General features: G+C 72.7%; 20 protein-coding genes. 5 read left to right on the forward strand and 15 right to left on the reverse strand.

Translation table 11 applies throughout. From position 1 onward, the window contains the following. Positions 1 to 64: 64 nt before the first annotated feature. Genes ASG91_RS16975 through ASG91_RS16990 form a run of 4 tightly spaced genes read right to left on the reverse strand, consistent with a single transcriptional unit; the run spans position 65 to position 3,988 of the window. Positions 65 to 1,138, reverse strand: coding sequence for a phosphotransferase family protein (locus ASG91_RS16975; RefSeq protein ID WP_056923851.1), 1,074 nt, complete (start codon positions 1,136 to 1,138; stop codon positions 65 to 67). Further along, positions 1,135 to 1,896 carry an SDR family NAD(P)-dependent oxidoreductase gene (locus tag ASG91_RS16980; protein WP_056923852.1) on the reverse strand — a complete coding sequence of 254 codons (762 nt, stop codon included), beginning with the start codon at positions 1,894 to 1,896 and terminating at the stop codon, positions 1,135 to 1,137. Before ASG91_RS16980 ends, ASG91_RS16975 begins: the two co-directional genes overlap by 4 nt. Then, on the reverse strand, positions 1,893 to 3,143 hold the full coding sequence (locus tag ASG91_RS16985) for an acyl-CoA dehydrogenase family protein (RefSeq protein ID WP_056923853.1): 1,251 nt from the start codon (positions 3,141 to 3,143) through the stop codon (positions 1,893 to 1,895). Before ASG91_RS16985 ends, ASG91_RS16980 begins: the two co-directional genes overlap by 4 nt. Positions 3,144 to 3,163: 20 nt before the next feature. After that, on the reverse strand, positions 3,164 to 3,988 hold the full coding sequence (locus ASG91_RS16990) for an enoyl-CoA hydratase/isomerase family protein (RefSeq protein WP_056923854.1): 825 nt from the start codon (positions 3,986 to 3,988) through the stop codon (positions 3,164 to 3,166). Between the two features lie 132 nt (positions 3,989 to 4,120). Between ASG91_RS16990 and ASG91_RS21110 the strand changes: the two genes are divergently transcribed. The 3 genes from ASG91_RS21110 to ASG91_RS17000 all read left to right on the forward strand — a co-directional run bounded on the left by ASG91_RS21110 (position 4,121) and on the right by ASG91_RS17000 (position 6,685). Next, the gene (locus tag ASG91_RS21110; protein WP_091788997.1) at positions 4,121 to 4,279 is read left to right on the forward strand and encodes a DUF5679 domain-containing protein; all 159 of its coding nucleotides are present in this window, start codon (positions 4,121 to 4,123) and stop codon (positions 4,277 to 4,279) included. Between the two features lie 118 nt (positions 4,280 to 4,397). Then, entirely contained in the window at positions 4,398 to 5,351 is a 954-nt protein-coding gene (locus ASG91_RS16995) for a hypothetical protein (protein WP_056923855.1), read from the forward strand. Then, positions 5,348 to 6,685, forward strand: a complete 1,338-nt coding sequence (locus ASG91_RS17000; protein WP_056923856.1) for an AarF/ABC1/UbiB kinase family protein — start codon at positions 5,348 to 5,350, stop codon at positions 6,683 to 6,685. Before ASG91_RS16995 ends, ASG91_RS17000 begins: the two co-directional genes overlap by 4 nt. 7 nt (positions 6,686 to 6,692) lie before the next feature. Here the strand turns inward: ASG91_RS17000 and ASG91_RS20795 are convergent, their stop codons facing one another. From ASG91_RS20795 to ASG91_RS17030, 8 genes are all read right to left on the reverse strand, one after another. Then, positions 6,693 to 6,887 (reverse strand): hypothetical protein, encoded by a 195-nt coding sequence (locus tag ASG91_RS20795; protein ID WP_157606410.1) that lies wholly within the window; start codon positions 6,885 to 6,887, stop codon positions 6,693 to 6,695. A 2-nt stretch (positions 6,888 to 6,889) separates the two neighbouring features. Further along, complete coding sequence (locus tag ASG91_RS17005) at positions 6,890 to 7,483, reverse strand: HhH-GPD-type base excision DNA repair protein (RefSeq protein WP_056923857.1); 594 nt, start codon at positions 7,481 to 7,483, stop codon at positions 6,890 to 6,892. Between the two features lie 97 nt (positions 7,484 to 7,580). Next, entirely contained in the window at positions 7,581 to 9,062 is a 1,482-nt protein-coding gene (locus tag ASG91_RS17010; RefSeq protein WP_056923858.1) for an alkaline phosphatase family protein, read from the reverse strand. A 105-nt stretch (positions 9,063 to 9,167) separates the two neighbouring features. Then, a complete protein-coding gene (locus tag ASG91_RS21380; protein WP_255358335.1) occupies positions 9,168 to 9,299 on the reverse strand; it encodes a hypothetical protein in 132 nt (43 codons plus the stop codon). A 149-nt stretch (positions 9,300 to 9,448) separates the two neighbouring features. Then, the gene (locus ASG91_RS17015; RefSeq protein WP_056923859.1) at positions 9,449 to 9,736 is read right to left on the reverse strand and encodes a WhiB family transcriptional regulator; all 288 of its coding nucleotides are present in this window, start codon (positions 9,734 to 9,736) and stop codon (positions 9,449 to 9,451) included. 255 nt (positions 9,737 to 9,991) lie between these two features. Continuing rightward, the gene (locus ASG91_RS17020; RefSeq protein WP_056923860.1) at positions 9,992 to 10,228 is read right to left on the reverse strand and encodes a hypothetical protein; all 237 of its coding nucleotides are present in this window, start codon (positions 10,226 to 10,228) and stop codon (positions 9,992 to 9,994) included. Between the two features lie 148 nt (positions 10,229 to 10,376). Next, a complete protein-coding gene (locus tag ASG91_RS17025; RefSeq protein WP_056923861.1) occupies positions 10,377 to 12,566 on the reverse strand; it encodes an ATP-dependent DNA helicase UvrD2 in 2,190 nt (729 codons plus the stop codon). A 34-nt stretch (positions 12,567 to 12,600) separates the two neighbouring features. Beyond that, a complete protein-coding gene (locus ASG91_RS17030; protein WP_056923862.1) occupies positions 12,601 to 13,068 on the reverse strand; it encodes a PPOX class F420-dependent oxidoreductase in 468 nt (155 codons plus the stop codon). 99 nt (positions 13,069 to 13,167) lie between these two features. Between ASG91_RS17030 and ASG91_RS17035 the strand changes: the two genes are divergently transcribed. Beyond that, positions 13,168 to 13,437, forward strand: coding sequence for a glutaredoxin domain-containing protein (locus ASG91_RS17035; RefSeq protein WP_056923863.1), 270 nt, complete (start codon positions 13,168 to 13,170; stop codon positions 13,435 to 13,437). 76 nt (positions 13,438 to 13,513) lie between these two features. Here the strand turns inward: ASG91_RS17035 and nudC are convergent, their stop codons facing one another. Then, complete coding sequence (gene nudC / locus ASG91_RS17040; protein WP_235545736.1) at positions 13,514 to 14,491, reverse strand: NAD(+) diphosphatase; 978 nt, start codon at positions 14,489 to 14,491, stop codon at positions 13,514 to 13,516. Between the two features lie 41 nt (positions 14,492 to 14,532). Between nudC and ASG91_RS20800 the strand changes: the two genes are divergently transcribed. Next, entirely contained in the window at positions 14,533 to 16,056 is a 1,524-nt protein-coding gene (locus ASG91_RS20800) for a phosphotransferase (RefSeq protein WP_056923864.1), read from the forward strand. A gap of 45 nt (positions 16,057 to 16,101) precedes the next feature. Here the strand turns inward: ASG91_RS20800 and ASG91_RS17050 are convergent, their stop codons facing one another. Beyond that, on the reverse strand, positions 16,102 to 19,530 hold the full coding sequence (locus ASG91_RS17050; protein ID WP_056923865.1) for an ATP-dependent DNA helicase: 3,429 nt from the start codon (positions 19,528 to 19,530) through the stop codon (positions 16,102 to 16,104). Then, positions 19,530 to 22,724, reverse strand: coding sequence for an ATP-dependent DNA helicase (locus ASG91_RS17055; protein ID WP_056923866.1), 3,195 nt, complete (start codon positions 22,722 to 22,724; stop codon positions 19,530 to 19,532). The genes ASG91_RS17050 and ASG91_RS17055 overlap by 1 nt, the downstream gene beginning before the upstream one ends. Positions 22,725 to 22,765 lie beyond the last annotated feature (41 nt).

A 22,765-nucleotide genomic window follows, 5' to 3' on the forward strand; every position in this document is an offset into this window, starting at 1 on the left:
CGATAGGCGAGCCGACCGACATGGCCGGTGACCCGCGCCGCAACCTGGGCGCCTCCTGGGGCGCTCAGGTTGCGGAAAGCAGCTTGGCCAGCCTGCGGTCGAGCACCTGCACGGCGGGTCCGAAGGCGGCATACGCCTCGTTCGTGGTCTGGCCGTTGGCATAGCGGTAGTAGATCTGCTGGGCGATGACGGCGAGCCGGAAGACCCCGTAGGCCTGGTAGAACACCGCGGCGTCGGCGCTGACCTCACGGCCGGCCCGTTCGCAGTAGCCCGCGATGAGCTCGGCCCTGGTGAGCATGCCGGGCAGGTGGGTGGGCACCCGCCGGAAGCTCTGGAAGTCGGCGTCGTCGTCGGCCTGCACCCAGTAGGCCAGCGCAGCGCCGAGGTCCATCAGCGGGTCGCCGACCGTGGCCATCTCCCAGTCGAAGATCCCCACGATGCGGGTGGGGTCGTCGGCGGCGAGGACGAGGTTGTCGAGCTTGTAGTCGTTGTGGATCACACAGCTGCCGACGTCGGCGGGCTGGTGCTCGTCGAGCCACGCCATCGCCGCCTCGAGATCGGGCTGGCCGGTCGTGTGGGCCCGGCGGTAGCGGCTCGACCAGCCCTCGACCTGCCGGCGCACGTAGCCCTCGCCCTTGCCCAGCGTGTCGAGCCCGGCTGCGGCCGGGTCGACCGAGTGCAGCTCGACGAGGACGTCGAGCATCGACTCGCAGAGCCGGCTCGCCTGGTCGCTCGACAGGTCGACCGGCATCTCGCGACGCGGCACCGTGCCGACCAGGCGCTCCATCACGTAGAAGTCGCCACCCAGCACTGCCGGGTCGTCGCACATCGCGACCATCGTTGCGACATAAGGGAAAACGGGTCCCAGCGCCGCCTGGATGCGATGCTCGCGACCCATGTCGTGGGCGCCCCGGGCCTTCGTGCCGCTCGGCCCGCGTCGGAGCACAAGGTCGAGGCCGGGGAAGCGCAGGAGGTAGGTGAGGTTGGAGGCGCCGCCCGAGAACTGCCGGACCTCCGGCTCCCCCGCCAGCCCCGCGGCATACCGCTGGTCGGCGTGGGAGCGCAGCCAGGCCACCGCCCCGTCGACGTCGAAGGCGTCCTCGGCGCGCACCGGTCGGGCACCGGCGACCTCGCTCACCGCTCCTCCGCGAGCCGCGACGCCTGGTGGCGCATCAAGGCGTCGTATGCCGCGCGGTCACCCCACTTGAGCGCGTAGGCCTGGCGGGCCGGCTCGTCGGGGACGATCACCTCGTAGCCGTGCGCGATCCCCTCGAGCACCGCGGCAGCCACCTCGTCGGCCGTCACCGTCGCCCGCTCGATCAGGCCGGCAACGACCCGCCCGACCCGCTGGTCGGAGCCGCGCATCGAGCTGAGCAGGTTGGTCTTGAAGTAGGACGGGCAGACGACGGATGCCTTGACACCAAAGGGATGCAGCTCGTGTCCGGTCGTCTCCGTGAAGGCCACCACCGCCGCCTTGACCGCGTTGTAGGAGCCCATGCCGGCGGCGTGCACCAGCCCGGCGAGCGAGGCGACGTTGACCACGTGGCCGGACCCCTGCTGCTTGAACATCGGCGTGAAGGTGCGGGTGCCGCGCACGACACCGAGGAGGTTGACGTCGATGATCCGCTGCCACTCGTCGATGGTCGACAGCTCGATCCGGCCACCCCCGGCGATGCCGGCGTTGTTGACGAGGATGTCGAGGCCACCCCAGCCCTGTTCGACGTGGGCCAGGGCTGCGGCCCAGTCGTCGTCGGACGTGATGTCGAGGACGAGGTCGACCCCGTCGGCGTCGTGCACGTCGGTGACCAGGACCTCGTCACCGGCCGCGCGGAAGGCGCTGACGAGCGCAGCACCCAGCCCCGAGGCTCCGCCGGTCACGAGGACCCGCCGGCTCACTGGTGCTTCCCGAGCTCGATGCGGCCGACCACGCTGCGGTGGACCTCGTCGGGACCGTCGGCCAGGCGCAGGGACCGCGCGCCCACCCAGGCGGCGGCCAGCGGGAAGTCGCTCGTCATGCCCCCACCGCCGTGCAGCTGGATCGCGAGGTCGATGACGTCGAGGGCCATGGTGGGCACCTCGACCTTGATCTCGCTGACTGCCGACAAGGCCTCGCGCGAGCTGCCCTGGTCGAGCAGCCAGGCCGCATGCATGACCAGCAGGCGTGAGCGGTTGATGGCGATCCGGGCGTCGGCGATGCGCTCGAGGTTACCGCCCAGCTTCGCGATCGGCTTCCCGAAGGCGGTGCGCTCGAGGGCGCGCTGACAGGCCAGCTCGAGCGAACGCTCGGCGAGGCCGATGGCCCGCATGCAGTGGTGGACGCGCCCCGGTCCCAGCCGACCCTGCGCGATCTCGTAGGCCCGCCCGGGGCCGAGCAGGATGTTCGCGGTGGGCACCCGCACGTCGGTGAACGACACCTCGCCGTGGCCGAGCGGTTCGTCGTGGTAGCCCATCGTGGAGAGCATCCGCTCGACCTTGACGCCGGGGGCGTCGCGCGGCACGAGCACCATCGTGTGGCGGGAGTGTCGGTCGGCGTCAGGGTCTGACAGCCCCATGAAGACGAGGATCTTGCACTCGGGGTTGCCGATGCCGGTGGAGAACCACTTGCGGCCGTTGACGACCACCTCGTCACCGTCGACGACCGCGGTCGCTGCCATGTTGGTGGCGTCGGAGGAGGCCACCTCCGGCTCGGTCATGCAGAAGGCGCTGCGGATCCGCGCGTCGAGCATCGGCTCGAGCCACTCACGCTGCTGCTCGGGGGTGCCGTACTTGAGCAGCACCTCCATGTTGCCGGTGTCGGGCGCGTTGCTGTTGAACACCAACGGCGCGATGGCGGAACGGCCCATCACCTCGGCCACCGGCGCGTAGTCGACGTTCGAGAGGCCCTCGCCGCCGTCGGTGCCGAACTCCGCGGCATACCGTCCGGCGTGCTCCTTGGGCAGGAACAGGTTCCACAGACCCTGCGCCCGCGCCTTGGCCTGGAGCTCCTTGACGACCGGCGAGGGCGTCCACGGGTCGCCCCCGCTCTCGCGCCGGGTCTGGATCTCGGCGTCCAGCGCGGCCTCGACCGGCTCGATCTCGGTGTCGAGGAAGGCACGGACGCGGTCGCGTAGGTCGGTGGCACGCGGTGACAGGGAGAAGTCCATGCGCCCGACCCTAGTGAAGGTCAGCGGCCGTGGAAGGTCGGCCGGCGTTTGGCTGCCGCGGCCGCGATTCCCTCGTGCAGGTCCTCCGTCGCGAGGGTCACGGCCTGGGCCAGCGCCTCCCACTGCAGGGCGTCCTCGAAGGTCGCGTGGCCGCCGTCACGCAGCGCCTGCAGCGTCAGCCGGGTGGCGACGGGCGCTGCCGCCGCGATGCGTTCGGCGGCGGCGATCGCCTCGGGCAGCACGTCGTCGACGGGCAGGGCGCGCGACACCAGCCCGAGCTGCGCCGCCTCGGTGCCGCTGACGACGCGATCGGTGAGCAGCAGGTCTCGAGCCACCGCGTGGCCCGCGACGTTGGGCAGCGACCAGGTCGTCGCCATCCCCGGGTGCAGCCCCAGGGAGGTGAACGGCACGCCGACCTGGGCGTCCGCGGCGGCATACCGGAGGTCGCAGGCGAGCGCCACGGCGAACCCGGCCCCGATCGCCGCGCCGTTGACGGCCGCGATCGTGGGCACCTCGAGGTCGCGGATCGAGAGCCACGAGCGGTAGAAGGCGAGCATCCTCGTCCGTAGCTCGCTGACCGGCGCGTCGGGGTCCTGGACGATCCAGGAGAGGTCGCCACCAGCGCTGAACGCCGGCGCCGCTCCGGTCACCACGACGGCCGCGAGCGCCACATCCGTGCGCAGGAGCCCCATCAGCCTCACCCACGACGCCGTCATGGCCGTGCTCATCGAGTTGCGTCGATCCGGCAGGTCGAGCGTCACCACCGCGATCCGGCGTCCCGAGGCCTCCCGGGAAGCCACCCGCAGGTCCTCGAACTGGGTCTCCCACCACGGCTGCGTGCTCATGGGGCGAAGACTAGGGGTGGGCCCTGAGCACGACGCACAGGCCCCCCTTGCGCGATTTTGTGCTCAGCATGGTCTAAGTTTGGCCGAAGTCCGACGGCGCACCGTGTGCCGTGAACAAGAGGAGACATGGCGATGGCTGAAGAGACCTACAAGGGCGAGTTCTACTGCGTGAAGTGCAAGGAGAAGCGCGAGGCCGAGGGCCGTGTCGTGGAGACCAACGGTCGCCGCATGGCCAAGGGCGTGTGCCCCGTGTGTGGCACCAACCTCAACCGCATTCTCGGCAAGGCCTGACACCAGGCTTTCGCACCGCGAGGGGCGGCACCGACCACTGGTCGGTGCCGCCCCTCGCGGCGTCCGGGCCTGTGGATGGCGGGTCGGGTCGCGAGTGCGCTGTGCGAGATTGGGCCGCGTGACTGGACGCACCCTGTTCAAGGCCCTGTGGCCGGTCCTGCGCCGCGGCGCAGGAAGCGTGCAGTTCGGCACCGACCCCACCCGTGCGCGGGTGGTGGAGGGACTGCGCGCTGACGAGCTCGACGCCCTCCAGCTGCTCGACGGCGCCCATGAGCTCCCCGCGGCGCTGCAGACCCCGACCGGTCGTGACCTGCTCGACCTGCTCCTCGCTCACCGGCTGGTCGCCGATGCCGCCCAGCCGGTGCCGCAGCCGCCGCCCACGCGGGTCCTGCTCGCCCACGACACGCAGGCGGTGCTGCGCAGCGCCCCCACCCAGAGCCAGGCGTATGCCGCGTTGGCCGGCCGCCGGGCGGCGCACCTCCTGGTCGTCGGGCGGGGTGAGCTGCCGCGCGCCATCGCGGAGCTGCTGCGCCGCGCCGGGATCGGCTCCGTGCGGCAGGGCGCCGACGTGGCGGACGACTGGGAGCCGCCCGCGCTCGTCGTCCTGGTCGGCTGGGGCGCGGTCGACTCGGCAGCCGCCACGCCGTGGCGAGCCCGCGGCACACCGGTGCTGCCCGTGGTGCTGCACGGGCTGGAGGCCGTCGTCGGCCCGGTCGTCGTGCCGGACGGACCGTGCCTGCGCTGTCTCGACCTCGCCCGCGCCGACCTCGACCCGGCGTGGCCCGCCCTGCTCGGGCAGCTCGTCCCGGTCACGGTCGGAGCCGGACCCGAGGTCAGCGGGGAGACCACGCTGGTCGCGATGACCGCCTCGATGGCCGCGATGGTGGCGTTGGCGGTGCTCGACGGCCACTCGCTCCCGACCGGTCGGTCGCTCGAGGCCTCGCTGCCCTGGCCCGGGGTCCGACAGCGTCAGTGGGCGGCGCACCCGCGGTGCGGGTGCGGGACGCGATCCGACCCGTTCTGCCGACCCGCTGACGGCGAGGTTGCCCCGCAGGTCAGAATGGCCGGGTGAACGAACTCCCTCGCCGTGCCGTCAGCCGCACGGCCCGACTGGCGAGCCTGCCCCTCGGCTTCGCCGGGCGCACCGCGGTGGGGTTCGGCAAGCGCGTGGGCGGCAAGCCCGCCGAGGCGGTCGCCGCCGAGCTGCAGGCCCGCACGGCCGAGCAGCTCTTCAAGGTGCTGGGCGAGCTCAAGGGCGGAGCGATGAAGTTCGGCCAGGCCATGTCGGTCATGGAGGCAGCCCTCCCGGAGGAGATGGCCGGCCCCTACCGCGCCACCCTGACCAAGCTGCAGGAGGCAGCCCCTCCCCTGCCGGCTGCGACGGTGCACAAGGTGCTGGCCGAGGAGCTCGGGCCCCGGTGGCGGTCCTCGAAGTTCCAGTCGTTCGACGACACGCCCGCAGCAGCGGCCTCGATCGGCCAGGTCCACAAGGCGGTCTGGCGCGACGGTCGCGAGGTCGCCGTCAAGATCCAGTACCCCGGCGCGGGCAAGGCCCTGTTGTCCGACCTCAACCAGCTCGCCCGGGTGGCCCGGCTGGCCGGCGGGTGGATCCCCGGCATGGACATCAAGCCGATCACCGACGAGCTGAAGTCGCGGATGAGCGAGGAGCTCGACTACAACCTCGAGGCCGCCAGCCAGCGCACCTTCGCCAAGGCGTTCCGCGGCGACCCGCACTTCGCCGTGCCGGACGTGCTGGTCAACAGCGAGCACGTCATCGTGTCGGAGTGGATGGACGGCATCCCGCTGTCGCAGATCGTCGCGTCGGGCACACCCGAGCAGCGCAACGCCGCCTCCGAGCGCTACATGGCGTTCCTGCTGGTCGGCCCGGCCCGCGCCGGGCTGCTCCACGCCGACCCGCACCCCGGCAACTTCCGGTTGCTGCCCGACGGGCGGCTCGGGGTGATCGACTACGGGGCGGTCAACCGCCTGCCGTCAGGGCTGCCGCCCGCGATGGGCACCCTGGTCAGCGCGGCGCTGCGTGGCGAGGCCGCCGAGCTCGAGCGGGGCCTACGCTCCGAGGGGTTCATCAAGCCGTCGATGTCCCTCGATGCCGAGGCGCTGCTGCACTACCTCGGCCCGTTCATCGAGCCCCTGTCACACGCCGAGTTCACCTTCAGCCGGCCGTGGCTGCGGGGCGTGGCCGCGCACGTCAACGACATCCGCCGACCCGAGTTCCTCGTCGGCATGAAGCTCAACCTGCCGCCGTCCTACCTGCTCATCCACCGGGTCTGGCTCGGCGGGATCGGGGTGCTGTGCCAGCTGGGCGGGACCGTCTCGGCCCGGCAGATCGTGGTCGACCACATGCCCGGCATGCAGCTCCGGCACCTTCCCCCACCCCTCGACTGACGTCGGGTCACCACCAGGCGGAGTCGAGCTTGCCCTCGATGCTGCGCAGGTGCTCGCGGCTGCAGCGGTCGCAGGTCCAGACCTCGCGGCCGTTCTCGGTGCCGCGGGTCCAGGTGATCGCGGCCAGGGCCGGGTCACCGGCGACGGTGCCGCAGGTCGAGCACACCGGAGGTGTCTCTGACGGTCCAGCCTGGTCAGCCACGGCTACTTCTTCGTCAGCGCGGCGTCCTTGGCCTTCGCCGCGGCCTTCGCGGCCTGCTTGAACTCCCGCACCTTGGCCAGCGACGCGGCGTCGACGACGTCGGCCACCGAGCGGTAGGAGCCGTCCTCGGCGTAGGGGCCGATGGCCTCCTGCCACCCCGCCGGCCGCACCTCGAGCTGCTTGCCGACCAGGGCGGCGAAGATGCGGGCCTTCTGGTCGCCGAACCCGGGCAGCGCCTTGAGCCGCTCGATCAGGTCGCGGGTGTCCGCGGCCTCGGTCCAGATCGTCTCGGCCCGGCCGTCGTACTGGTCACGGACGACGGTGGCCAGCTGCTGCACCCGACCCGCCATCGACCGGCCGTACCGGTGGATGGCCGGCGGCGTGGCGCACAGGTCGGCGAAGGACTCCGCCTCGGCCGCCGCGATCGCGTCGGGGGCCAGCGTGCCGAACCGGTCGAGGATCTTCCACGGTCCGCGGAACGCGTGCTCCATGGGGTACTGCTGGTCGAGCAGCATCCCCACGAGCAGCGCGAACGGGTCGTTGCTCAGCACCTCGTCGGCGGCCTCGTCCTGGGCGATCCGGATCTGCGTAGCCATGCGGACCAGCCTAGCCTGCAGGTTTCGTTCCAATTGGAGGGAAACCTGCAGCGGGGCGGTCCCCCTCCTTGCCGCTGGGTGGGCCCGCCCGGTGGCCTCAGAGCAGGTAGACGAACCCCGGGCCCTCGTCGCGGTAGGGGATGCCGAGCGCCTCGAGGGCCGGCGTCCACGAGCCGGTCACGCTCGGGTCGGCGCCCTCGAACCCGTGGTCGGCCGTCAGCAGGAACGTCACCTCGTCGAGCACCCCCAGCGTCTCGAGGTGGTCGAGGAACACCACGAGCCGGGCGTCGCTCTGCCGCAGCGAGTCCCGGGCGAGGTCCGACCGGGGCCCGCCGCCGTGGTGTCCGGCGTCGGTCACGACGTGCGCCCACCAGGTCAGCGTGGGCGCGTCGGCGGCGGTCTCCCACAGCTGGAGCACTTGCTGCAGGCCCATGTCGTCCACCTGCACCCCCCACCGGAAGTAGGGGTCCGCCAGGTGCTCGGGTCGCTGGACGAACGGGGACTTCTCCGGGTCCGGGAGCAGGTCACCCATCCCCGTGGTGGCCGACTCGAACCCGCCGGCAGCCCTCAGCAGCGCCATCGTCCCGTAGTCCGCACCGCGGTCGATGGCCTCGTCGACGCTGGCGGTCCGGGGCGAACCCTCTTGCCGCACATGGTCGTTCACCATCTCGAAGACGGTGCGCACGCCGGGCCGGAGCCATTCCGCGCTCCGGTGCCAGGTCTCCGCGTCGTTGGGGACGACCCGCTCCTGCCGGGACCGGTCGAAGTACACGTTGCCGAGCACGCCGTGCCGCCCCGGGCCGACGCCGGTCAGGATCGAGGTGTGGTTGGTGAGCGTCACGCTCGGGAACTCGGCCACCGCACCCCCACGCAGCGCCAGCCCGTGCTCGATGAGGCGAGCGACCCCCGGCAGCTCACCGGACTGGGCGAGGTGGAGCAGGTCACCGCAGTGCGCTCCGTCCCACAGGATGCCGACGACCCGCCGACGCTGCCCGTCCGCGGGTGGTTCGAGGTATGCCGTGAGGGCGCGGCCGTCGAGCTCGGCACCGTGCGCGTCGCGCAGGTCGTCGGACGGCACACCCGACAACACGGCGAGGGTCGGAGCCACGTCGACGAGGCGGGCGTGGTCGTCGACGAAGCCCAGCTTCGCCACTCCCGGGCCGGACATCACCAGCGGGGCGCGCGACTGGATGACGTCGAGCGACCCGTGCTCGCCTGCGTGGCCTCCCTCGTCGACGAACCAGTGCCGTGGGGTGTGGACGACCGCGACGTCAGGGCTGCGGTCGGCGTCGCCGAACAACGAGAGGATCCGTTGCGCGGCATACGGGTAGGCGTTGTCGGTGGACACCCGCGGGCCGGCAGCCGCGAGCTCGGCCTCGTAGGGCAGGAAGGCCATCGGGTCCTCGCTGGCCACGGGGTCGAGCCCCGACAGGACCTCGTGGCTGCCGTCGGTGTGCAGCCGCACCGTGCCCAGGTGGTTCGCGGCGTGCGCCACCCCGTCCTCGACCCAGACCGCCAGGTCGACCACGGCGGAGAGGTCGGGAGCGGTCAGGGCCTTGACGACGGCTTCGCGGGACATGTGCGGACGATAACGAGTCGAAGGCCGTGCGCAGGACCCCAGACATGAAAGAACCCGCCGGGACGACCTCCAGAGCGGAAGGTCCCGGCGGGTTCGGGCACGGGGTCACCGGGCCAGCATGCGAGGCATGGCGAGCAGCAACTCGTGCTGCGCCTGTGCCTCGAGCCGGCGCTGGTACTCCCGTTGACGGCGCCGTCGATGGGCGCGCGCCAGGTCGGCGTACAAGGCCTGGAACATGGTGGAACTCCTGGTCTGTGAAAAGTGGTGTTCAGTGCTGTGGGCGGGGTGACGGGTCGGTCCCGCGGGGCCAGCTCCTGCGGCTGGCCCCGCGTTCACCTCTCCGGTACCCCCGCCGGTGACGGTCTGGACGAATGCCGTGGACGACATCAGGCGGCGACCGGGTTCTTGCGCGGCCGGCCCCTGGGCCGCTTGCGTGCGACGACGACCCCCTGGACGAAGAGCTCACCGCCCCACACGCCCCACGGCTCGGACCGCTCGAGCGCGCCTGCGAGGCAGGCGGCCAGGGCCGGGCACGTGTGGCACAGCGACTTCGCGAACTCGACGTCGGCCGGGCTCTCGGCGAACCACATCTCGGCGTCGTTCTCTCGACACGGGATGCCGGCGCCGGCGACCGCGGCCTGCTCGTTCAGGTCGTGGAGTGCGCTCAGATGCATCGGGTGTCACCTCCCTCTCGTCGTCCCGCCACGGTGGTGGCGGATTTCCCTGTTTCCGTCTGGCCGGTGGGTCCTCGGTCGAGGGCCGGCCCGTTCTCTTCGGTGTCGGACTTCATCTCTGGTGGTGCTTCTTCCTGCTCGGTGTGGTGCGGAAGACTTGTGTTTGACCAACAACGGGTGTTCGGACAAACAGAAAGGCCGCGGATCCCGGATATCGGGTTCCGCGGCCTCGGAGAGGGCCTGCTGGCTGGTGGCCTAGACAGGTGGTTCTCCGAAGGGACGGAACGCGAGATCCTTGGTGGCACCGAAGCCGCCGACGTAGAACGTCGGAACCGGGGCATCGGTGATCACACGGGTGGCGATGGGCGCGGGCACAGTGGTCCCCTGGACCCATCCACGGCTGCCTGCGAGGAGGACACGGCCGACCTCGGGGCACACGGAACGGACGCGGGACATGTGAGTCGCGTCGATCGTCATCGTGAAGTTCTCCATTGGGACCTACCCTCCTTCGTGTGCTCGTGGACCCCAGCGCATCGCGCGCGACACCCTGGGCTGGTGTGTTGGTCCAGAGTACGGGACGCCCCTGCGGGGCAGCAACGCATTTATCGAGATTTCCTGCAAAGAATTGGTGAACGAACGCCTAGTCGTCGGAATCTGTTGCAGCAGAACGGGTTTCGAGCACAGATTCGACATCCTCACCGCTGATGAGGGCCAGCACCTGCGCGCCGTAGAGCCCGAGCTTGCGCGCCCCGACGCCGGAGATCTGGGCCAGCTCGCCCTCGGAACCCGGCTCGCGCTCGGCGATCACCGTGAGCGTGGCGTCGGTGAAGACGACGTAGGCCGGCACGCTCGTCTCCCGCGCGACGGCCAGCCGCCAGGCCCGCAGCCGCTCGAAGGTGGCCTCGGAGTAGGTCGGCGGACAGGTGTCGCAGCGACCGGTCTTGCGCTGCGCCGCGGTGGTCAGCTCGGTGCCGCACGAGCGGCAGTGCGCGGGGAGCGCCGGCTTGAGGGCCTTGCCCCGGCCGCCCTTGCCTGCTCCGACCTTCGCCGACCCCTTGGGCTGCGAGCGAGCGCCGTCGCCGAGGATGCTCGCCGCGCCGTCCAGGAACCGCGACGGCCGGCGGCTGGCCCGGGCCCCGGGAGTGCGGGCGCCGGACCACGACAGCCGCAGCTCGCGCCGCGCCCGGGTGACGCCGACGTACATGAGACGGCGCTCCTCCTCGATGGCCTCGGGGGTCTCGGCCATCATGATCGGCAAGTAGCCGTCGGAGACCCCGGCGAGGAACACGACGTCCCACTCCAGTCCCTTCGCGGCGTGCAGCGAGGCGAGCGTGACGCCCTGGACGGCGGGCGCGTGCTGGGCCGAGGCCCGCTCGTCCAGCTCGCGGATGAAGTCGGGCAGCCGGGCCTCGGGACTGGTCACGACCAGGTCGTCGGAGAGCGCGGCGAGGGCACTGAGCGACTCCCAGCGCTCCCGACCGGCGCCTCCTGAGCTCGGCGCCTCGCGGGTCCAACCGGCGCCGAGCAGGACGTCGCGCACGAGCTCGGGCAGCGGCTTGGAGGCGTCATCGGACCGGGCCGCACCACGAAGCAGCAGGATCGCGTCCCGCACCTCGCGCCGGGAGAAGAACCGCTCCCCGCCTCGCACGAGGTAGGGCACACCCTGGTCGGCCAGCGCGGACTCGAACGCCTCGGACTGGCCGTTGGTGCGGAACAGGATGGCGATCTCGGCAGGAGACACCCCGTCGGCGACCCGCTTGGCGACCTCCGCGGCGATCGCGGCGGCCTCGGCCGGGTCGTCCGGGTGAGCGGTGAGGACCGGGGTCGGCCCGTCCTGCCCCTGGGCCTGGAGCACCACCGCATTGCTGCGCATCGCCCCAGACGGCCCGCGCACGACGAGGTTCGCGAGCCCCACCACCTGCGGTGTCGAGCGGTAGTTGCGCACCAGCCTGACCACCTCGGCCTTGGGGTGCCGGGTCTGGAACTCGAGCAGGTGACGGGGGCTGGCGCCGGTGAACGAGTAGATCGTCTGGGCCGGGTCACCGACCACGCAGAGGTCGTCGCGCTCCCCCACCCACAGGTCGAGCAGCCGCTGCTGGAGCGCGTTGACGTCCTGGTACTCGTCGACGACGAAGTGGCGGTACTGCGAGCGCACCGCCCGCGCGATGTCGTCGCGCTCGGCGAGGATCCCGACGGTCAGCAGCAGCACGTCCTCGAAGTCGATGACCCCACGCTGGGTCTTGACCTGCTCGTAGGCCTCGAGCACCCGCGCCATCGCGGTGGCGTCGAGGCCGGGCGGCTCGCGGCGCGCGGCGCGCGCCCCCGCGGCATACGTCTCAGGGGTGAGCATCGACACCTTGGCCCACTCCACCTCGGCGGCCAGGTCACGGATGGCGGTGCGGTCGCGCGCGAGGTCGAGCCGCAGCGACGCAGCGGCCTGGGCGACCGCAGCGGCCTTCTGGCTCATCACCTCGGGGGCGGCGCCGCCGATCGCCTGCGGCCAGAAGTAGTGCAGCTGCCGCAGGGCCGCGGCGTGGAAGGTGCGCGCCTGCACCCCGGCGACGCCGAGGGTGCGCAGCCGGGTGCGCATCTCACCGGCAGCTCGGGCGGTGAACGTGACGGCCAGGACGCGTTGGCCCTGGTAGGCGCCGGAGTGGACGCCGTAGGCGATCCGGTGCGTGATCGCCCGGGTCTTGCCCGTGCCGGCGCCGGCGAGCACGACCATGGGTCCCAAGGGGTGCGCCGCGACCTCGCGCTGCTCGGGGTCGAGGGCGGCGAGGATGTCGTCGGCGGAGGAGTGCACGGGTATGCCGTGGGGCTGGGTGGGCATCGCCGAGATCCTGTCATGGGCGACTGACGGCGGGTTACTGGACCAGCCCGTAGACCCGGGTCACCCGCAGGCGCAGGATGCGACGACCGTCCTTCACCATCGCCCGGCGGTAGTCGTCCCAGTCGGGGTGGTCCTCGCCACGGATGGTCCGGTAGAGCTCGACCAGCTCGTCGACCACCTCGTCGTCCTCGGCCCCGGCGACCGGTGAGAACTCGGCGTCACCCTCGAGCACGGCATACGACCACCCCTCCGGCGAGGTGACCATGAGCGAGCCCCTCGGGTCGCGCAGGAGGTTCGCCACCTTGGCCCGGCCGTCGACGACCGACACCCGCACCGTGGGGGTGGCCGGGTCGCTGCGGTCGAGGGCGAAGTTGACCATCGAGAGCTGGGGCCGGCCGTCGCGCTTGAGCGCCGCGAGCGCGCCGAGGTTACGGCCGGCGGCCAGGGCGAGCAGGGCTGGGTCGAACGCGGGGGTTTGTCCGGATGCTGCAGTGGAGGCCATGGGACAATCATGGTCACAGAGGTCACACCCCGGCGCGGAAGAACGCGGGCCGGACCGTGGTTACATGGCTAGACAGTCTCCGACCCCCTGAAAGAGATCATGAGCGCCAGCGCCCTGAAGCACCCCGTCCCCGGTTCCGTGACCATGTTCAGCACCTCGTGGTGCGGCTACTGCAACCGTCTCAAGGCCCAGATGGGGCGCGAAGGCATCGCCTTCACCGAGGTGAACATCGAGGACGTGCCGGAGGCCGTGAAGTTCGTCATGGACGCCAACGACGGCAACCAGACCGTCCCCACGCTGCTCTTCCCGGACGGCTCGTCGGCGACCAACCCCTCGATCAACGAGGTCAAGAAGCGCCTCGCCTCCTGATCGGGAGCACCCGGACACCCACGAGACCCCGGCCACCGGCCGGGGTCTCGTCATGCCCGGCTCGCTTGCCGCGTCCTCAGTCGGGAGCGACCTCGGCCAGGTCGTGGCCGAGCCAGCGCTCGATCAGCCGGCGGGCGATGGACAGGCGGGTGGAGGGGCTGACCTCTCCCGCCGCGAGGATCTCGCGGTACTCCTCGCGGGTGAACCACCGGGCCTCGGCGATCTCGGCCTCCTGCAGCCGGAGCTCGTCGCCGGTCGCCCTGGCGGTGAAGCCGACCATGAGCGAGTTCGGGAACGGCCACGGCTGGTCACCGAGGTACTCCACGTCGTGGACCTGCAGGCCCACCTCCTCGTGGACCTCCCGGGCGACCGCCGCCGCGAGGCTCTCCCCCGGCTCGAGGAAGCCCGCGAGCACCGAGAAGCGACCCGTGCCCCAGCCCGCCCCTCGGGCGAGCAGCAACCGGTCGCGGTCGTCGACGACGGACATGATCACGGCCACGTCGGTCCGCGGGTAGTGCTCGCTGCCGTCCCGGTCACACCGGCGCAGCCAGCCCCCTTGGATCGGCTCGGTGGGAGCACCGCAGCGTGGGCAGTGGCCGTGGGTCGCATGCCAGTTCGCGAGCGCGAGTGCGGTCGCGAAGACCGTGGCGTCGCGGTCGGACAGGTCGGCGCCGACCTGGCGCAGCCCGCGCAGCCGCTCCCAGACGCCGCCGTCCGGCGCCTCCACCTCGGGTGCCGGGCGCGCCACGGCGAGGTATGCCGTGCCGTCGCCGTCCTGCCCGAGGAACAGGACCAGCGCATCGGCATCGGTGGGGACCGGCGCCCGCAGGTCCAGGGCCGGCGCGGTGCCCGCGCCGTCGTCGTCCGGCCGGTCTCCGTCGTCGGCGTGGCCCAGGAGCACCGGGACCTTGTCGCCGTGGACCTCCAGGACCCGGGTCGAGGGGTCGGCGAGCAGCCGGTCGAGCAGGTCCGGCTGCCCACGCAGCTCCGCGTGCCGGTCGAGACCGGGCCGGGCGAGCGCGAGATTCGGGAGAGTTTCGGTCAGGAGGCCCACACCTCCACCCTAGGCGCGCCCGCACGGCATACGGTGACCGTGTGGACCGCAGCCCCCTCTTCCTCGCAGCGCTCGCGAGCGCTGCCGTGCCGGGGCTCGACCCGGCCAGCGTCGAGGCGCTCCCCGGCACGTCCGACCACGGTGACCAGGCCTACGGCTACGACGTCGCCTTCGTGCAGGACACCCAGCACCGGCGCTGGGTGGTGCGGGTGCCGCGCAGCCAGGCAGCAGCCGCCCAGATGGAGTCCACCTTCGGACTGCTCGTGCTGCTGGCGCGGCGGCTCCCGTTCGGTGTGCCGACCCCGAAGGGCTTCGCCGCGCTCAAGGAGGGCGGCCGGGCCGCGATCTATCCCTACCTGCCCGGACAGAACGTCGACTTCGCGCAGCTGCCACCCGGGCCGGGCCTGGCCGCGGAGCTCGGGCGGTCGATCGCCGCGCTGCACAACGCCGACCACGGCCTGTTCGACGAGGCCGGGCTGCCGGCCTACGACGCCGACACCTACCGCACCCGACGGCTCAGTGAGCTCGACCGCGCGGCGGCCACGGGGCACGTGCCGACCGGCCTCCTCGCGCGCTGGGAGAAGCTGTTGGAGGACGTGACGCTCTGGCGGTTCGCGCCGACCCCGACGCACGGCGACCTGACCGGCGACCAGGTGCTGGTGGTGTTCGACGACGACGACGATGCTGCGAGCGGCCGCGTCAAAGCGTTCACCGGGTGGGAGGACGCCAAGGTCGCTGACCCCGCTGACGACTTCTTCGCCCTGGTCACGCAGACCGCGCCGAGGGCCCTGGAGACCCTGATGGAGGCCTACGCGCACGCCCGCGCCGAGCGCCCCGACTCCCACCTGCTCACCCGGGCCCGGCTCTCGGCCGAGATGCGCACGCTCTCGCAGCTGATGTCCGCCGTCTCGGGCGGCGACCGACTCCAGGTCGAGCGACTCGCCTCGGCCCTGCGTCGCCTCGACGACCGCGTGCACGCCGAGGAGGAGGCCGCCAACGACTACCGGCGGGCCGGCAGCGGCCCGACCACGAGCAGCCCGGTGCTGGTGCCCCCCGTCCTCGCGGACGCCGAGGACGACGACGAGGACGATGTCGAGGTGATGTTCGGCCGGACGGCCGACCCCGACGACAACAGCGACACCGACGACAGCGGCGACAGAGACGCCAGCGACAGCGACAGCGACGCGGTGTCACCGGGCCGGGTCGGCCACGCCGAGTTCGAGGGCGAGCTCGAGGGCGAGCTGGAGGGTGAGTTCGAGGGCGAGCTGGAGGCTGAGTTCGAGGGCGAGCTGGAGGGTGAGTTCGAGGGCGAGCTCGAGGATGAGCTCGAGACCCAGGGACAGCTCGCGGGCGAGGGCGAGCTCGACACCGAGGACCAGCCGGCGGCCGGGTCCGAGACCGAAGCCGGGTCCGAGACCGAAGCCGGCTCCGATGCCGAGCCCGAGACCGGGTCAAACCACGACGTCACGGCGGAGCTCGACGTCAGCTCGCTGCGCCGTCCCGAGGTCATCGAGGGCGACGACCCGGGCCCGGAGTTCGAGCCCGGCTACCACCCGCGCACCTAGCCCCCGCACCAAGTCGCCGCACCACGTCGCCAGGCTTGACCCGGTCTAGGCGTCGGGGACGGTCCCCAGCAGCGCGGCGAGTGCCGCGTCGTCGGGGAGCTCGGGCCAGACCGTCTCGCCGGTGCCCGCGTAGTAGAACGCCGCGTCGACCTCGTCGAGGCCCAGACCACGCAGTCGGGCGAAGCCGACCCGGTAGGCCGCCAGCTGGAGGGCCCGCGACCGTGCGGACTCGCCGCTGGGCTTGGACCCGGTCTTCCAGTCGACGATCGTGAAACCACCTCCCGGGCGCGGGAACACCGCGTCGATCCGCCCGCGCACCGCGATCCCGTCGATGACGGTTTCGACCGCGATCTCGATCTCCGCGGGGGTGCGGTGGGCCCACTCGCTGGCGAGGAAGCGCTCCTTCATGAGGGGCAGGTCCGCGTCGTCGCCGGGGTCGTCGTCCGCGCTGCCCGGCAGGTCGAGGATGTCGACCATCGCCGCCTGCGCGTAGTGCTGCTCGACCCAGGCATGGAAGGCCGTGCCACGGCGAGCGGCGAGCGCGGGCGGTTCGGGCATCGGTCGGCGCAGGGCCGAGGCAAACCGCGCCGGGTCCTGGGCCAGGCTCACGACGGCGGAGGCCGACAGGTGGCGCGGCATGAGGACCGTGACGTCACCACGGTGCGCGAGCCTGCGGCGCTCCTCGAGGAGCAGGTCGAGCTCCTCCAGCACGGTCAGGGCGTCACCCGGCAGCGGGAACCTGCCCTGCTCCGCCAGCGCTGGCGCAGCGCCCGAGCCGTCCACCTGTCCGGCGACCGCGGCGCGCACCGCCTCGGCTCCTGCGGCCAGCGCAGCCCGACGGTGGGCCAGGGGATCTGCGGGCCACTGCACGCTGACAGCGGTCGCGGCGGTCGGGTTGACGGCCTCGGCAGGCTCTGCGGGGTCGGGGAGGTCTACCCAATCGAGGCGGGTGACTGGCAGGGGTGGCTCGGCCTCGACGACCTCGAGCAGGAAGCGGGACGTCACCTTCGGCGTCTTGCCGTCGGTCCAGACCGGGGCGGACAGCAGCATGTCCGACCTCGCCCGGGTGAACGCGACGTAGGCGAGGCGTCGCTCCTCGTCGATGCCGTGGTCGCCGCCGGCCCGCAGGAACCGCTCGACCCGGGTCTCCATGTCCTTCCAGTCGCCGGCACCCTCCCAGTCGAGCAGTGGCAGACCGTCACGGTCTCCCCGCAGGGCGTAGGGGATCCCCCCGTCGGAGAGGCCACCGATCCACCCGCGCTGCTTGGGGTCGGACATCGTCCACGCCTCGCCGTTCGAACGACTCGCGGCCGAGGCCAGCGCCGGGAACGAACCCTCGACGAGCCCGGGGACGGCCACGGCGTCCCACTCCAGACCCTTCGCCGCATGGATCGTCAGGATCTGCACCGCGTCGGACGACGCCTCGATGTAGCCCTTGTCCAGCCCGCGCTCCTCCTTCAGGGCTGCGGCGAGCCAGGCCAGGAAGCCCCCGAGGTTGGGTCGGTCGGCGCTGACCGTGAAGGTCGCGGCGACGTCGGCGAAGGCGTCGAGGTGGGCTCGGGCTGCGGCTGGGGTGTAGCCCTCGCGGGCGAGCACCTCGATGTCGAGGCCGAGGGCGCGCTCGGCCTCCCCCACCAGGTCGGCCAGTGGCAGGGCGGACAACGAGCGCAGCCGGCGGATGGCCTGCTGCAGCCCTCGGAGCCGCCCCAGCCCCACGTCGCTGACCCGCTTGCCATCCCAGCTGGTCCAGCCCGGCCGAGGCGGGTCGTCGACCGCCTCGACGATGCTCACCCGGTCGGAGCTGTCCGGGGACTGGTCGCGCACCAGCCGGGCCGGGCCCGCGTCACCACTGCCGCTGCCGGCCGTTGCCGACCCGATGACCGCCCCTTCGGCATCGTCGTCGTCGTCCGGGGCCGACCGGTCGTCGATGCCCAGACGCAGGTCCTGCTGGTGACGGGCCCACGCCATCAGCCCGTCGAGGTCGGCCGCCCCCAGCCGGCAGAGCGGCCCGGTGAGCAGGCGCATGAGCTGGTCGCCGCGGCTGGGGTCGTGCACCACGTGGAGCAGGGCGGTGATGTCCTCGACCTCGGGCGTGAGGAGCAGCCCACCGAGCCCGACCACCTCGTAGGGCACGCCCTTCGTCTCGAGCGCGTCGATGAGTGGCGCGAACTGAGATCGCTTGCGGCACAGCACCGCAGCCGACTTCGCACCTGCCGCTCGTCGCTGCGCCAGCCAGTCGGCGACCAGCGCTGCCTCCTCACCGGCCGTCTCGACGCGCGCCGCCACGACCCGGCCCGGCCCGGCGCTCTCGCGGGCGACGAGCTGGTCGACCGGCACGGTCGAGCGCTCACGAAGCGGCTCGGCCACGGCGTTGGCGACGTCGAGCACGGCCTCGTCGTTGCGCCAGCTGGTGGCGAGCGGGAGCACGGGAGCCAGGCCCTCAGGTCCACCGAACGCCCGCCGGAACTCGCTGAGCGTGGTCGCACTGGCTCCCCGCCAGCCGTAGATCGACTGGTGCGGGTCACCGACCGCGGTGACCGGAGACGGCTCCCCCGGGGCCATGAACAACGACTGCAGCAGCTGGAGCTGGGCCGCCGAGGTGTCCTGGAACTCGTCGAGGAGCACGGCGCCGAACCGCTCACGCTCGATCTTCCCGATGTCCTCGAACCCGATCGCCAGCTTGGCGGCCAGCGCCATCTGGTCGGCGAAGTCCATCGCGTCGCGGGTGCGCTTGAGGGTGAGGTAGCGCTCCACCATGGGCAGCACCCCCACGCGGGCCAGGAGCTGCTCGCGCATCTTCTTCACCTCGCCGGGCAGGTCCTTGCCCCGCGCGCCGACGTGCGGCGGAAGCGCGGCCAGCGAGCCCAGCACCCGCTCGAGGTAGGCCGCCACGTCACCGACCTCGACGAGGTGCTCGGCCATCTCGCCGGCCAGGTCGACGACGGCTGCCGTGACCGTCGACTCCGCGAAGCGGACCTCGTCCATCGGGCCGTCGTACGCGGCCACGACCTCGGACGCGTACTGCCACGCAGCCGCCTCGGACAGCAGCCGCGACTCCGACTCGTAGCCCAGCCGCAGCGCGTGCTCACGGACCAGCCGACCGGCATACGAGTGGTAGGTCGACACGGTCGGCGTGCCGCCGAGGACCTCGGCCCCGGTCTCGGCGTCGTCGGTGCGAGGGTGCCAGACATCGCGCTGCTGGAGCAGCCGGAGCCGCGCACCGATGCGTTCGGACAGCTCGGTCGCGGCCTTGCGGGTGAAGGTCAGGCCGAGGACCTGGTCGGGCTCGACGAAGCCGTTGGCGACGAGCCAGACCACCCGACCGGTCATCGTCTCGGTCTTGCCGGACCCGGCGCCGGCGACGACGAGCAGCGGAGACATCGGCGCCTCGATCACTCGCACCTGCTGTTCAGTGGGCGGCGGCTGACCGAGTGCGGCCGCGATCTCCGTGGCGGACAACAGGGAACGCGTCATCACAGCACCCGCCCCTCGGGCTGGGCGGGGCACGACGCCCGCACCTGGCAGAGCTTGCACCAGTCGCCCACGGTCGCCTGGAACGTGGCGCCGGCCATCCCCTCGGCCGTGCTGGTGACCAGCTCGGCGGCCCACTGCGGCTCCGGGTCGGCACTCAGTGGGCCCTGGGTCTGCAAGGTCGTCTTCACGAGGGCCGCCTTGCCGACCTGGAGCAGCGCCGCGCCTGCCGAGCGGTCGCCCAGCTCGCCGAAGGCGCCCCGCTCGACGCCCAGCTGGTAGGCCCCCAGCTGCGGGTGCCGGTCGAGCTCCTCGGTGCGCGGCTTGCTGCTGCCGGTCTTGTAGTCGACCACCCGCAGAGCCGTGCCGTCGGGCGTGCCCTCGATCCGGTCGACCTTGCCGCTGAGCACCGCCCGACCGAGGACGACCTTCATGTCCACCTCGGCCCCGAGTCGGACCCACCCCCCGGCACGGGCCTCGTCGAAGTAGGTCGCGAGCCGCCGGACCATGCCGTGCGCCTCGTGGCGCTTGCGGTCCGAGACCCAGCCGGCCGGCATACCGAGGCGTCCCCAGCGGGCGTCCACCTCGGCCACGAGCGTGTCGGCGTCGACGTCGCCGAGCTCGGCGGCGATGTCGTGCACCAGCGTGCCGATGTCGGCAGCGCCGACCGACGGGCCGTCGCCCCCGACCGAGCCGAGCATCCAGCGCAGGCCACAGTTGCCGAACGACTCCACCTTGCTCGGCGAGACGCGCACCTCCTGGTCGGGCTCGCGCAGCGGTCGCTCGTCGGACAGCCCGCGCAGCACCCACCACTGCGCCGGGTCGGCCCCGGGGACTCCCTCGCGGGTCAGCCGGGCCAGCGCCGCCACCGCCGTGCGGCGCACCGAGGTGTCGTCGGAGACCAGCTGGCGGCGCAGCTCACCCACCAGGGTCGGCAGGGTCATCGTGCGCGCGACCTCGGCGAACGGTCGATCTCCTTGTGTCGCAATGGTTTCGGGGTCGACGACGTCGAGGTAGACCGACGGCTGCTCGTCGTCGGAACGCACCGCCGTCACGACCACCCGGTCACTCGCCCGGGTGAGGGCCACGAGGAACGACCTGGTCTCGTCGTAGCGCACGGCGGCCTGAGCGGCCCGGAACGTGCCCGCGCGCCCGGACATGACATCGACCAGGTGCTCCGACCCCAGCAGCGAGCCGCGGAGGCGCAGGTCGGGCCAGACGCCTTCCTGCACGCCCGCCACGACCACCAGCTGCCACTGCCGGCCGGCGGCGGCCTGGGGCGTCGTGACCGTCACCGACTCACCGACGGGCGAGCGCGCGACCAGGGTGTCGCCCGGGATGTCCTGGCTGCCGATGTGGGTGAGGAACTCCTCGGGACCGGCCTGCGGCAGGCGGTCGACGAACTTCGCCGCGGCGTCGAAGAGCCCGACCACGGCGTCGAGGTCACGGTCGGCACGACCGGCTCCGGGGCCGCCGGCGAGCGCGGTGGCCTGCCACTCCCCGCCCAGACCCGTCGCGGCCCACATGGCCCACAGCACCGACTCGGCGCTGACCCCCGGCTCCCACCGCCAGACCGGTCCGGTCGGGGTGTCGTCGGCCACCCCACGGGCCGCCTTGACCCCGGCGGCGATCGTCGCGGCGACGCGGCGGGCGGGATGCCCCTCGGCCCCCACCTCGACCAGGGCACCCGGCGCGAGCAGCGCCTCGGCGAGCAGCTCGTCACTGGTGCGCCCGCCACCGCTCTCGAGCTCGAGCCGGCGCAGCGCGCGCCGCAGCCGACGCAGCCCGACGGCGTCGGCACCGCCGATCGGCGACAGCAGGGTGTCGACGGCGATCTGGGGCGGCAGCGGCTCGTCGACGCCCCGGGCGCGGTCGAGCACGACCTCGAGCAGGGCCAGCAAGGGACGCACCGCCACCTCGTCGCGCACCGGCAGGTCGGTGGCGGTGCCGGCGACCGGCACCCCCGCAGCCATCAGCACCCGTCGCAGCGTGGACGTGCGCCCCTGGCCACGCACGATGACCGCCATCTCGGACCACGGGATCCCGAACCTCAGGTGCGACTCGCGCAGCTCGGCGGCGACGTGGCTGGCCTCCTGGCTCACCGCGCGCAGGAGCCGCACGTCGACGCGGCCCCCTGCTCGGCCTGCGGCCGCACCGCGCTGGACGCCGCCGGCCAGCGCACCGATCTTGGGTGCCACCCTGGCCGCCGCGTCGACGACCGCCTGCGGCAGCCGGTATGCCGTGGGCAGCACGAGGGTGCGCGGCTCACCGCCGGCGGACCTGGGGCCCTCCACCGCGCGGGAGCCGAGCTGCACCCATCCGTCGCTGAGGTGGCGGGGATCGGCGCCGCGGAAGGTCTGCACCGCGCTGTCGGGGTCGCCCAGCAGGACGAGGTCGAGCCCGGGCGAGGCGATGGTGCGCAACAGCCGGGCCGCCGCCGAGGTGAGCTCCTGGGCGTCGTCGACCACGACCAGGCGCAGCCCGTCGACGAGCCGGGCGCGGGCGGCCGGGTCCTCCTCGAGCAGGTCGGCCGCCGCACCGAGGATCCAGGCCGGGTCGTAGGCGCCGGGCGCGGACAGTGCCGTGACCTCGTCGTACTCCGCCAGCACCTCGGCCGCGGCCACCCACTCGGCTCGGTCGTGCTCCCGGCCGAGGCGGGCGAGGTCGTGCGGCTCCAGGTCGTGCTCGACCGCGCGCATCAACAGGTCACGCAGCTCGCCGCGAAACCCCCTCGTGCCCATCGCGAGGTGCACCCGCTCGGGCCAGGCGGGACCGGTGCCCTCGGCACCGTGTCCGGCCAGCAGCTCGCGCAGGATGACGTCCTGCTCGGGCCCGCTGAGCAGTCGCGGGGTGGGGTCACCGCGCATGGCCGCGGCCTGCCGCAGGATGCCGAAGCCGAGGGCCTGGTGGGTGCGGGCCAGCGGCTCGGTCGAGGTGCCGCCCAGCCGGGCCGTGACCCGCTCACGCAGGCTGCCGGCGGCGACCCGCGAGGAGGTGAGGATGAGGCACTGGTCGGGTGTGGCCTCGCCCGACTCGACCCGGGAGACCACGGCCTCGATGGCCGTGGTGGTCTTGCCGGTGCCGGGGCCGCCGAGCACCCGCAGCACTCCACCGCGGTGGGCGAGCGCGGCCAGCTGGACGTCGTCGAGCGGCGGCGCCTCGGCCACCACGCTCGGGGCGCGGCGGAGGTTCAGCACGGACCCATCCCACCATCCCCGACCGACATCTCCCCGCACCC

Source organism: Phycicoccus sp. Soil802 (assembly GCF_001429605.1).
Taxonomy (GTDB): domain Bacteria; phylum Actinomycetota; class Actinomycetes; order Actinomycetales; family Dermatophilaceae; genus Pedococcus.